The 12,716-nt window shown below is 48.6% G+C and carries 9 protein-coding genes; 5 read left to right on the top strand and 4 right to left on the bottom strand.

Going from position 1 to position 12,716, the window contains the following annotated elements:
• Positions 1 to 78: 78 nt before the first annotated feature.
• The 3 genes from IPP66_22090 (at position 79) to IPP66_22080 (ending at position 3,744) form a co-directional block, all read left to right on the top strand.
• A complete protein-coding gene (locus IPP66_22090; GenBank protein ID MBK9927972.1) occupies positions 79 to 501 on the top strand; it encodes a YjbQ family protein in 423 nt (140 codons plus the stop codon).
• A gap of 682 nt (positions 502 to 1,183) precedes the next feature.
• A complete protein-coding gene (locus IPP66_22085; GenBank protein MBK9927971.1) occupies positions 1,184 to 2,440 on the top strand; it encodes a magnesium transporter in 1,257 nt (418 codons plus the stop codon).
• A gap of 17 nt (positions 2,441 to 2,457) precedes the next feature.
• Positions 2,458 to 3,744: a divalent metal cation transporter gene (locus IPP66_22080; protein ID MBK9927970.1), complete on the top strand. Its 1,287-nt coding sequence runs from the start codon at positions 2,458 to 2,460 to the stop codon at positions 3,742 to 3,744.
• A gap of 58 nt (positions 3,745 to 3,802) precedes the next feature.
• Here IPP66_22080 and IPP66_22075 read toward each other — a convergent pair whose 3' ends face one another.
• Complete coding sequence (locus tag IPP66_22075) at positions 3,803 to 5,560, bottom strand: GAF domain-containing sensor histidine kinase (protein ID MBK9927969.1); 1,758 nt, start codon at positions 5,558 to 5,560, stop codon at positions 3,803 to 3,805.
• A gap of 1,255 nt (positions 5,561 to 6,815) precedes the next feature.
• Positions 6,816 to 8,135 (bottom strand): GTPase, encoded by a 1,320-nt coding sequence (locus IPP66_22070; protein ID MBK9927968.1) that lies wholly within the window; start codon positions 8,133 to 8,135, stop codon positions 6,816 to 6,818.
• A 282-nt stretch (positions 8,136 to 8,417) separates the two neighbouring features.
• Between IPP66_22070 and IPP66_22065 the strand changes: the two genes are divergently transcribed.
• A complete protein-coding gene (locus IPP66_22065; protein ID MBK9927967.1) occupies positions 8,418 to 8,942 on the top strand; it encodes a sigma-70 family RNA polymerase sigma factor in 525 nt (174 codons plus the stop codon).
• A 125-nt stretch (positions 8,943 to 9,067) separates the two neighbouring features.
• The gene (locus IPP66_22060; GenBank protein MBK9927966.1) at positions 9,068 to 10,462 is read left to right on the top strand and encodes a hypothetical protein; all 1,395 of its coding nucleotides are present in this window, start codon (positions 9,068 to 9,070) and stop codon (positions 10,460 to 10,462) included.
• Between the two features lie 39 nt (positions 10,463 to 10,501).
• On the opposite strand, the gene argS is transcribed toward IPP66_22060, so the two are convergent.
• A complete protein-coding gene (gene argS, locus IPP66_22055; protein MBK9927965.1) occupies positions 10,502 to 12,310 on the bottom strand; it encodes an arginine--tRNA ligase in 1,809 nt (602 codons plus the stop codon).
• Positions 12,311 to 12,427: 117 nt separating this feature from the next.
• Positions 12,428 to 12,694 (bottom strand): 30S ribosomal protein S20, encoded by a 267-nt coding sequence (gene rpsT, locus IPP66_22050; GenBank protein ID MBK9927964.1) that lies wholly within the window; start codon positions 12,692 to 12,694, stop codon positions 12,428 to 12,430.
• Positions 12,695 to 12,716: the final 22 nt, after the last annotated feature.

Genomic DNA, 12,716 nt, shown 5'->3' with positions numbered 1-12,716 from the left:
ACCTGCGAGGTGACTGTCACTTCGTTTCTTCAAGAATTTTGCAACTTTATATCGTCACACTGCTATAATCCCCTCATTATGATCTGGCACAAAACTACACTCGAAATCTCCACCCATGGCAAGGGACTGTATGACTTCACCGAAACTGTCCGTGCGCAGTTGCGGACTTGGAATGTGCGCGAAGGGATGTGCTTCCTGTTTCTGCCACATACGAGTGCATCGCTAGTGTTGAGCGAAAACTGGGACCCAACTGCTCGTGCTGACCTTGAAACTTTTATGGAGCGCCTCGTCCCAGAAGGGGACCAGTGGTACACACACGATCTCGAAGGCCCAGATGATGCCACATCCCATATCCGCGCGATGTTGACGGACACCAGCCTCACGGTTCCAGTGGATGCGGGGAATTTGTCGCTGGGGACATGGCAGGGGATTTATCTCTTCGAGCATCGCTCACGTCCGCATGTGCGTAAAGTGTTGATGCGCGTCTTGCATGTAGAATGAAGTGCTTGTTTTCAACCTTTTGTGAAATTCTTGACAACCTTTATTAAGCGGGTGTATAACCGCTCATGTAACTTGAATAGTCCTCGTTAGGCCAGGCGGCTGTATGATACACAGGCCATTGCCCTGAAACGTCGAAAGACGCCAAGGGGTAGACCAGGCGGAGTCGGATTAAGGCTTTGCTCAAAGTGGCTGGGAAGCAATTCCCTACGATGTACAGTGCTGAAGCTCAACCAGTGAGGCGGTGTTTTGCTACACACTTGGTCCATGCCTCCTGGTTCTATAACGGGAGGTTTTCATTTTGCCAGCATGTGAAGCAAACGCAAAACTAAACACATGATGCAAGGAGATGCTCGCGTGGACGCGGGAAGTAATAAACGAAACTTCTTTTCCGAACGAAAAATCGATTCGTATCGTTCTGTTTACCTGTGTTTGCTGGGTCATCTCTGCCTGTGTGTGAGTGCGCCGTGAAATAAATCGGTGTGGCCAAGGTTTGGGGGAACAGAAACAGGATACAGCTTGAGTATGAATCGCCTTTCGTTCAAACGGAGGCGATTTTTTTCGTCTCCGTCACAAAGTCAAATGTTTGCCACACAGCCACAGAGAGTCCAGAGAAAAAAACTCAAAGAACTCATTGCTCTCTTTGGCTAAGATAAGGTAAGTTGAAAATAACACGGAGGTTCTTATGGCTTTCTTGAGCGAAATACTCGGTCACACCATCACCGATATGGATGGTCATTACATTGGGAAATTGGAAGATCTGATCGCACGCGAGCTTGCGGATGCCGTTCATCCCATTGTGGATGCGGTGGTGATCAAGGACAGGAACAAAATCATCATGGTGCCGTATGCAATGGTGATGGCGTTGTTCGCGCCCTCGATCCCGTTAAGATGTCACGTGGAGGATATTCCACAATATCACCCGACGGACAACGATATTTTTCTTTCGCGTGATGTTCTCGATAAACAGATCATTGATACAGATGGCGCGCGCGTGGTACGTGTGAACGATCTGGAATTGGTGCGTGTCAATGGGACTTTATACGTGGGCAATGTGGATATTGGCATGATGGGGATTCTGCGCCGATTGGGTGTTGCAGGATTAACCCAACGCCTCATTTCGACCTTCAGCCTGCCAGCCCCGCAGATATTTATCTCATGGGACGATGTGGAACTCCTGCGCCACGATCCCTTTATGCGATTACGCGTACCGGTCGAAAGTATTTCTGAATTACATCCTGCCGATGTTGCTGAAATTCTCAGCGACATGAACAAACTCGAAAGCGGACAGTTGCTCGAAGCCCTCAACATGGAACAGCTCGCTGATACGTTGATGGAAGTCGAAACTGAATTTCAGGCTGATCTGATCGAGAACATGTCCAATGAAAAAGTAGCAGACATTCTCGAAGAGATGGAACCAGACGAAGCCGCTGACCTGCTGGCAGAGTTGCCCGAAGAGCGCAGTCGCGATTTGCTCGCCTTGATGAACAAAGAAGATTCGGATGAGATGCAGAAACTGCTCTCGTATGATGAAGATTCTGCGGGCGGTATTATGACGACCGAATATGCGTGTGTACCGCCTAACGTTACTGCTGAAGAAGCCATCAAGGTTTTGCGCGAAACCGCCACAGATGCAGAGACGCTGTTTTATGTGTACGTCACCGATACAACCGATCATTTGCTGGGTGTGTTTTCCTTGTCCAATTTGATCTTTGCTGACCCTCATGCGCGTGTGGAAGAATTCATGGAAGACCGTGTGAAGAGTGTCAATTTGAACGATGACCAGGATGAAGTTGCACAGGTTATCACGAAGTATGACCTGATCGCCATCCCTGTTGTGGACGAACAAAATGTGATGCATGGCATTGTCACTGCAGATGATGCCCTCGATAAGATCATTCCCACCGCGTGGAAGAAACGCCTGCCGCGCTTTTATCGTTAGAAAGGAGACCAATACCTATGAACACCACAACCATCATCAACCGCAATCGATCGTTTTGGTCGTCCTTGTGGAAAAAAATATTGCTCATTCTCGCGGTCTTTGGGCCTGCGACCATCACCGCCATGGCAGATAACGATGCAGGTGGTGTTGCAACCTATTCCATTGCCGGTGCGAAACTGGGTTACCCGATCCTTTTTATACTGCCAGTTATCACATTATTGTTGGCGATCACACAAGAGATGGGCATGCGCCTGACCGTTATCACCCGCCGTGGGCTGGCGGATTTGATCCGTGAGCGATATGGCGTGCGAGCTTCTGTATTTATCTTTGGTACGCTGTTGCTGGCGAACATTGGCACGCTCATCACAGAACTTTCCGCTGTAAAAACGACTAGTGGTATTTTCGGCATTCCACCCATTCCTGCAGTAATCGCGATCGTCATCATTGCCTTTGTGTTGATCACACGCGGCAACTACAAGATCACGCAGTCCATCATGTTGTTCGCATGTGTTTTTTTCTTCGTCTATATTTTCTCGGCGGTCAAGGCTAAACCTGATTGGGGATTAGCGCTTTCGAATTTGGTGTACCCTCATGGTGTAACGTTCACTCCCTCTTATCTGAAGGATTATTTGATCATCGGCATGGGCGTGCTGGGAACCACGATCACCCCCTGGGGACAGTTCTTCATCAGTAGCTTTGCATATGACAAGAAGATCGAAAAAGGCAAAGTGGGGTTGTCCCAGATGGAAACCTACTGGGGTGCCTTCCTCACAGATTTCTTCTCGTTCTTCATGATTGTCGCTACGGCCGCGACTCTTTTCGCCAATCACATTGTATTGGATTCAGGAGAACGCGCCGCGATGGCGATTGCTCCCTTTGCGGGGAAGCTCGCTTCACAACTTTTTGCGGTTGGCATTCTCAACGCGGGTTTTATGGGGCTTGTGATCGTTTCGCTTTCAACGGCCTATGCCTTTGCTGAATTCTTCGGCCTCTCTGGCAGTTTGAACGACTCGTTCAAGGAGAGTAAGACATTCTATATTCTGTATATTGCCCAATTGTTGGTCGCAACTGTATTTGTGCTTGTCAGCAACGTGACGCTCTTTCAGGTTGCCCTGGTGACGCAGATCATCAATGCCATTGCTTTGCCGTTGGTCTTTTACTTCCTCATCAACCTGACCAGTAATCGTGAATTGATGGGGGAGTTTGTCAATAATGGTTTTCAGAAAAACTTTGCTGTTGTTAGTTCGGTGGTGATCGTGCTGGCTTCAGTCTTTACGGTTGCGGCGGTATTCTTGAAGTTGTAAAAGTTAAAGGCCTGCCAGATTTCACCAGGTCATGAGGAAATCTGGCAGGCCTACTTGTTTAATTTCTGTCGCTGGGAATAGTAAAGCAGAAAGTTGAGCCTTTACCTTTTCCCTCTGATTCTGCCCAGATATTCCCACCATGTACTTCAACGATCCGTTTGATGAGGGCCAAACCAATGCCTGTGCCTTCGCTGGTTGGGTCCAATTTTTCGAACAGACCAAAGATCCTTTGTAGATACTGCGGATCAATACCCATGCCATTGTCTTTTACATAGATGACTTGTTCGCCATCTTTGTCCTTTACGCCGATCTCAATACGTGGATCTTTTTGTTCGCCCATATATTTGGCGGCGTTATCCAATAAGTTTTCCAACACTTCGCCAATGCGGACTCGGTCGCCTTTGACGCGAGGGAGATTCGGCGAGATGTTTGTGGAAATGTTTTTGGCACGGAGTCGGCCATCCACAGTTTCCAGTGTGTCATGGGCCAATTGGACAAGATCAATTTCCTCGGGCGGGTTGACGAGGCGTCCGATCCTTGAGAGTTCGAGCAGGTCTGAGAGCAATGCCGCCATTTTATCGGTAGCGTTCGAGATACGTTGCATATCCTGCTTGACTCGCTCTCTTTGCCCCTCTCTCATATCCTTGTCCAGCATCCCGATAAAACCTCTGATGGTTATGATGGGGCTTCTAAGATCGTGTGATACGGTGTAAGTAAAACGTTCCAGTTCCGCGTTGCGATTGCCGAGTTCTTGTATGAATTGTTCGCGTTCTTGCATGCGACCTTTCAATTCGGTGTTGAGACGTGCATTATCAATGGCAAGCCCGGCGTATCCTGCAAATAACCGCAGGGCTTCCAATTGTTCGTCTGTGATGACCCTTCCGGTTAGGAGTTGGTCTCCACAGATGACTGCTACGGGTTTATCTCCATTCCAACAGGCAACAGCCACATAATGTGCAACACCTTTCATGGCATCGTCTGAAGGGATCTCAAATTGAAATTCAAGTTCATAATTTTCTGTATGAAAAACTCCATTGGGTAGGTTGACTACTTTGTGCAGGAACACGCCATCATCAGGTGTGAAATTCATATCCCATTCTTCAGTGATGTTACCTGAGCGATCTGTGCCATAACTACCTCGCAGTGTATCTGTGTCCTTGTCATAGATGAAAACAGCGGCTCGATCAAGATCGATCTCGTTTCGGACGCTATCTCGTATATGAAGAAGTGTGGCGTGCAAGTCGTTCGTTTGCTCTGTCACCGTTTTGCCGATTTGAATTACCTTTTCCATCATTTTTCGACGGTATTGTTCACGTTCGACTAAGCGGGTATTTTCAATTGCCAGGCCCACATATCCCGCAAATAATCGCAATGCCTCCAATTGCTCCTCTGTAATGACACGACCAGAGATCAGCTGATCTACACAAATGACCGCTATGGGTTTATTTCCACTCCAACAGGAAACTGCCGCATAATGTTTGACCCCTTTCATGGCATCATCTACAGAAAGTCCGGAGCGCAATTCCAATTCATAATCTTTTGCATGGTAGAACCCATTGGGACGGCTGATCACACGTTGCAGAAAACCATCTTCGCTGGGTGTAAAGCGCATGTGCCATTCTTCAGACAAATTCCCTGAGCGGTCTGTACCATAACTTCCCTGCATGGTGCTATCGTTTGCGTTATATAGAAAAATCGCCGCACGATCCAGGTCAATGTGATTTCGAATGCTTTCCCATATCTTGAATAACGTAGTGCGAAAATCGGTGACTTGTTCAGCAACCTCCTTGCCGATTTGAATGACCTTCTCCATCATTTTCTGACGGTGTTGCTCACGCTCGCTGAGATAGGCATTCTCTATCGCCAGCCCCGCATATCCTGCAAAGAAACGCAATGCATCTAATTGTTCATCAGATATGATCCGCCCAGATAACAATTGATCCACGCAGATGATCGCTACAGGTTTATCGCCTGCCCAAACCCCAACCGCTGCATAATATTTAACGCCCCGCATAATATGGCCGGGCCTATTTAAAAGGCCACGTTCGGTTTCGTAATCGTGAGTAAAGAAGAAGCTATCGGGTTGACTGAGAACAATGCGAAAAAAAGAACTCCCTTCGTCTATCCCAAACTTCAATTCCCACTCTTCAGACATATTCCCTGAGCGATCTGTACCATAACTACCTTGGAACATTCTGGTCTCAGGATCATAAAGAAAGGTGGCGACACGGTCAAAATCAAGGCCATTTCGAACACCATCCCATATTTTAAATACAGCGGTGCGGAGATCGGGAGTTTTCTCTGCAACAGCTTTTCCAACACGAATTACTCTCTCCATCATTTCACGACGGTTGATTTCGCGTTCTTTGGCGAGCATGCGTTCGTTGAGTTCTTCTTGAGCATGTGCCAGAGCTTTGTCGATGTTCTTAAGGGCAAGGGAAAACAGGATTGCAACGATCAAAAATATTGTTATAAATAGGATCGGTTGTGTAATGGTGACAATCTGGTTGGGGGTGGGGAGAAGTCCGTATTTTTCTGCTATCCACAACAAGCTGACAGCTAGACTGCTGAAGAAAGTCATCCACGGCACAGCGCGACGGTTGATGGATAGCCCGGCGATAATGATCACAACAATGTAGCCAGCAATTGGCGGTGTGCGCAAAGTGCCAATGTTATAGACTTCCAATGTGATGCTTGCAAATAGAATGGTAACGACTGCCAGACCTGCAATGGTAGTTTGACCAGAAAGCAAGATGTACCTTACACCAAGGATCGTCAGCCAGACACATGCAACAATGACAAGAGTTGTCTCAAATCGTAGAGTTTTGGCGTTGAAAAAGACCCCTGCAAATATAATAGGTAATACAATAAGACAGGCATTGATCACCACGTTCAACAACGCGGCTTTACGCGTCTTTTCTTCGTCCCCGTCGAATGTTGGTGATTGAAACCATCGAATTACTTTTTTCAACATGCATTCATCTCGTTATGTAATGTGCCGCATGAATAAAACGGGAGCCGGACAAATTCTATCATCCGTCTCCCGTTTTATGCGGATTGCCTTGTTATTGCTATTTCTTGCCAAACTTCTTGATCAAAATGTCTTGCAGGGTGGGTTGGCCGATCTCTTGTAATTCATAGCGCACACGCTGATACGGTTTTGTGATCTTGATGACGCGTGTCAGGTCGATGGGCGTGCCGATCACGACCATATCCACGTCCGATTTGTTGATCGTCTCTTCTAGATCTTTCATTTGCGCTTCGCCGTATCCCATGGCGGGCAGGATGGGCCCGGTCTTGGGATATTTCACATACGTCGCCGCAATGGATTTGACTGCAAATGGACGTGGGTCAACGATTTCCTTCGCGCCGAATCTGCGTGCCGCAACATAGCCTGCGCCATAGGCCATTTCGCCATGAGTCAATGTTGGTCCATCTTCGATCACCAACACGCGCTTACCACGGATCGCATCGGGGTCATCGACAAAGAGTGGGGAGGCGGCTTCGATCTGTACTGCATTCGGGTTCAGCCTGCGCAGTGACTCGCGCACCTGAATTACCTTCTCGGGGTCAGCGGTATCTACTTTGTTGATGACAAATACATCGGCGAGCCTTACATTCGTTTCGCCGGGGTGATACGCAACCTCATGTCCTGCGCGATGTGGGTCAGCCACTACGATCTGTAGATCGGCAACATAGAATGGGAAGTCATTGTTACCGCCGTCCCATAGAATGATGTCCGCTTCCTGTTCAGCCTGGCGCAGGATCTTTTCGTAATCCACGCCTGCGTAAATGATCACACCGTTATCAATGTGAGGTTCGTACTCCTCGCGTTCTTCAATGGTTGTTTCGTGTTCATCGAGGTCATCATAGTTTGCAAAACGTTGTACTTCCTGCCTGACTAAATTTCCATAGGGCATTGGGTGACGGATGGCCGCGACTTTGAAGCCCAGCCCTTGCAGGATGGAAGCCACGCGCCTCGTTGTCTGACTTTTGCCTGATCCCGTCCGAACAGCACAAACTGACACAACAGGCTTTGTGGACTTAACCTGTGTGTACTTTGTACCCATCAAACGGAAGTCTGCGCCTGCCGCGTTGACAAGGCTCGCTTTGTGCATCACGTATTCGTGCGGCACGTCGCTGTAGGCAAACACGACCTGTTGCACACCGTGTTGCTTGATGAGTTCAACCAGCTCTTCCTCGGCCCGGATGGGGATTCCGCTTGGGTACAACGGACCAGCCAGTTCGGTCGGATAGAGGCGCCCTTCAATGTCTGGTATCTGAGTGGCAGTGAATGCCACAACCTCATAGTCCTTGTTTCCTCTGAAGAAGGTGTTGAAGTTGTGAAAATCGCGCCCTGCGGCGCCCATGATGATGGTTTTAATCGGCATAGGAAACTCCTGTGCATGTCATCATGAGGACAAAGTCCGAAGGGGCTCGGAGTGGGATTTGAGCTCTTCGTTTTTACCCACGATGACATTTCCGATAGTTAATATCTAATCTAAAAGAAATTGTCCTGCTAGTGAAGTAACGTTTAGCCTTATTTTAGTATGACAGTTATTGTCCCTTTTTGTTGTTCTGCACGTTTTCTCTGTGAATGCATTTACATTATTAGATACCTCGCGAGAGAAAGGAACTGCATGTTAGGATTTAGAGCAGAGAAAACAATACAAATGAATCAAGACGAGCTCCCTGACTTGGTCACTGCCGCTAAAGGCGACCCAACCGCATTTGGCAGGTTATATGACCGTTACCTCCAGTCTGTTTATCGCTATCTATATAGCCGTCTGGGAAATGCTCACGAAGCAGAAGATGTCACGTCGCAGACGTTCATCACGGCGTACGAGGCGCTACCTCGGTATCGAGAGCAGGGCCAATTTGTAGCATGGTTGTTTCGAATCGCTCGAAGCAAAATGTACGATCATTTGCGCAGGAACAGGCGAGAGGTTGGGTTGGAGGCGGCTGGCGAACTGCTTGAGCGCGAAGACGCACTTGGAACGTTGATCCGTGCTGAGGAGTTGAGCAAGGTCCGCTTTCTCATCAAGCAACTGAATGAAGAGGAGCAGGACTTGATCCGCCTGCGATATGTGGCCGAGCTGACATTTGTAGAGATCGCGGACTTGCTTGGCAAACGCGAAGATGCTGTGAAGAAAACCGTGTACCGATTGCTGGCGCGTTTGAAGAGCCAGATGGAGTGACCATGAACGATTTGAATCCATCCCCTGAGTTTGAAGAGAAGGTTCGCAACGCGTTAAAGACGCCCAACGCGACACCTGAGTTTACAACTCGATTACGCAATGAACTGGTAAGGAGACGAGTACAAATGAAAACAAATTTTTTTAGACCTGCTTGGGCAATGGCTTTCGCCCTTGTGCTCACCATCCTTGTTGTAAGTGTGCCGACAATCTCCGCGGCATTTGGACGGGTGTTCGGTTATGTGCCTGATGTAGGTTTGGTCGAAACCACGAATGGCTTACGTATGTTGGCAGAGCCTGTTTCAACGACCCGCGATGGAGTCACGTTGACCATCTCGCATGTGTTCGTATACCCCGACCATGTGGAATTGCAATATGAAGTGGCTGGTATTGCGCCTGAGAATGATGGCTGGCAGTCTACAGATGGTTCCAACCCGACCGCGTTTTGTGGCGGCGTCAACCCTGGCAGTATGTACAACAAATCAGGTGATGCACGTTTACGCCTACCTGATGGTACCGTGCTGGAACGTGATTACACTGGTAAATATCCGCAAAATGTTTTTGCCATGCAACCTGCATATGATGCAGTTGTCCCTGCGGATGTGAACACGCTAACTTTTGTGCTCGACTGTATTCCGCAGGCTCGCCTCAGTGTCATCCCTGAAAATTGGGAACTCTCTTTTCCCTTGATTGACATCCCATCAGGGACCGTTGTGGGGGAACCTGTTATTGAAATAACACAGCCTGCTGTCACAGATGACATTCCCGCCTCGCCCTTGCTTGAAGCTGTTTCAACTCCCAAAGTGGACATGACCCTCGAGCGGATCATCCCCACTGATTCCAACACTGTGCTGTACTTCCACCTCAACGTTGAGAATCCTGACCCGTCGCTAATTTCCATTATGCCGCAGAGTGTCTATGTCATCGACTCGCTGGGACAAAAATTCCGCATGATCGGTTCATTTGTCTGGCAACCGTTCGAGCATAAAGTCGGTAGCTCTTTCGAGTTCATATCTGAAGGTAAGCCGGCACCTGGTCCGTTGACTGTGGTGATAGATCAAGCCATTGCTTACTACATGCCAATGTATACAGATCCACCACAGGCAACCCCCGAAGAGATGACCTTTACCTTTGATGTTGGCGAGAATCCAGAGTATGGTCAAAAATGGGATTTGAATAAAACCTTCACTATTGCTGGTTATGAATTCGAGATTGTCTCCGCCCAGACTGCAACTTTCGATGACGTAGCAAAAAACCATAACTACGTTGATGGTTCACAAGGATATGAAATGGGTTACCGATTTATCGTCGAAGCCGACCCAGCCTTGGAACTGGTCGCTCAAATGGATATTCATGGTGACGAATACCAATGTTGGTTAACGGATGTCTATAAAGTTGAAAAAGAGCCTCTTGTTTACACTCAATTGTGTAAAGGTGGATATCCCACTGGACAGCTCGCTGTCACTATTCGAGAAATATCTATTACGTTGACAGATGATTTACAGGTGGAATGGACACCATAAACTAAAAAGAAGGTCGCGTTTCAAACGCGACCTTCTTTTTTACATCACATTGGGCGATTGAATATCCAACAATCTCAACGCATTTGCAATGACCTGCTTTGCCGCCATCACCAATTGCAAGCGGGCACTGCGGACTTTTTCATCCTCCGTCTGCATGACTGGCACGGCATGGTAGAACGAATGGAAAGCATTTGCCAGATCGTACGCATACTGCGCCATCACCAGCGGACGATATTCGTTCGCGGCTTGCTGTACCGCATCGGGGAACTTTGACATGCGTTCGATCAACTCGATCTCGTGTTTGGTGAGCTCATAGTCAAAAGTTGAGTTTGCGGCATTGAATGTTCCTGCTTTTTTTAGAATGCTGTTTGCTCTTACGTGTGCATTCTGAATGTACGGACCAGTTCGGCCATCAAAAGACAATGCTTCGTCCATATCGAAGACGATGTCTTTGTTGTTGTCCACAGACAACATGGAGTAGGCCAGTGCGCCCAGACCAATTTGTGTAGCTATAGCTTCGCGTTCCGCTTCGGGGATATTTCCACTCCGCTCTGATTCGACTGCCAGCACGCGTTTGATGGCTTCGTCGTAAACGTTCTTAAACAACACCACACGTCCACGCCGCGCAGACATGGCTCCCTCTGGCAGGCTTACAAAGCCATATCCCAAGTGATGACACTTCTCTGCCTGTGGGAAGCCCCACAACTTCAAAATGGCAAACGCCTGTTGCAAATGCAGGGACTGACGCACATCCACTACATAGATTGAGCGGTCAACGTGATACTTCTCGAACTTCTCTTTGGCGAGCGCAAGGTCTTTAGTCAGATACAGCGTTGTTCCATCGCGGCGCAAAATGACGTTCGTTCGGTATTTCTCTTTTGTGAGCCCGAGTTTCTCGTCGATCTTTACGATCACAGCGCCACCGTCTGGGCGTTCATCATCGGCGATGTTCTTCTCGATCAACTCTTCAACGATGGCTTTTGATGGTTCATCCACTTCTGATTCGTAGAACCAGACATCCATCTTCACGTCCATCATTTTCAACACATCGCGCAATTCCTCAAGACTCCACTCACGGGTCACGCGCCACAACTCACGCACTTCTGCGTCGCCTGCGTCCCATTTGCGATACATCTCGCGGCGTTCGGCATCGCACGCCTCGCGTTGCGCGGTCTCTTCAGGTGTTTCGTTTTCCTTCTTTTCAAGCAATGCAGTTGCTTCTACATATAACTTTGCCAGCCATTGACCACGCTCGTGAATGCCCTCGGGTTCCTGGCCTTTGTACAACTTATCGTATATCCACATCACTGTGATAACGCCAAGCCCCAAGTCGCCGGGATACGAAGCGCGGATCGTATCGAAGCCTGCAAACTCAACGAGACGCGCCAACACTTCGCCCAGGATCGTGTTGCGATAATGTCCGATGTGAAATGAGTGATGCGTGTTCGGCTGAGCGTACTCGACCATGACGCGTTCATTTTTCGACGAACCACGCCCAAAGTCTGATTTTGAGGCGAGCACTTCATCCACAACGCGCTTGGCATAATCAGATGTTGTGTAATAGACGTTGAGATAGCCCTTCACCGCCTCAATATGACTGACACCCTCCACGCTTCCGATCTGACTTTTGACCTGCTCTGCGATTTCCTGGGCCTTTTGCGGCACTGGGACCTTGTTTCCCTTGCCGAGTTTGGCGGCATTGGCCGCGGTCTGAAAGAATGACGTGGCAATACCCCATTCGCCCGAGAAGGGGATGGGTGTCCATTTGAGTTCGGCGAGCGCGATATCATTGGCCGCGCAATACGCTTTTATTTTTTCTTCGATGAGTTGTTGTTCTTGTTCAAACATAAGCGGAGTAATCCTGTTTTTGGATTATATCAAAGTCCCACCTGCCTTCGCTGGGAGGGGGGATAACAAAAGCGGGAGTCTTTCGACTCCCGCAGTTTGCTCGAACAAATTAACCGATTAGGCCGATTTGAGAGAATTGAGCTTCTTCATCAGGCGGCTTTTGCGACGGGCGGCGTTGTTCTTGTGGATCACACCGCTCTCGGCGGCTTGATCGAGAGTGCTGATCGCGAGAAGCACAGCTTCTTTGGTCTCAGGTTTGTTCTCTTCCAAAGCGGCACGAGCCTTGATGACGGCACTGCGGGCAGAACCGCGTCCAAGACGATTGCTCAAACGACGCTTTTCGTTCTGCTTGTTTCTTTTGATTTGGGACTGAATGTTAGCCAAGGTCTTCCTCCGAAATTTCCTG

Origin of the sequence: Candidatus Defluviilinea proxima (assembly GCA_016721115.1) — a bacterium.
GTDB lineage: Bacteria > Chloroflexota > Anaerolineae > Anaerolineales > Villigracilaceae > Defluviilinea > Defluviilinea proxima.
Note: the sequence above shows the minus strand (reverse complement) of the source record. Positions and strands in the feature narration are given on the sequence as shown.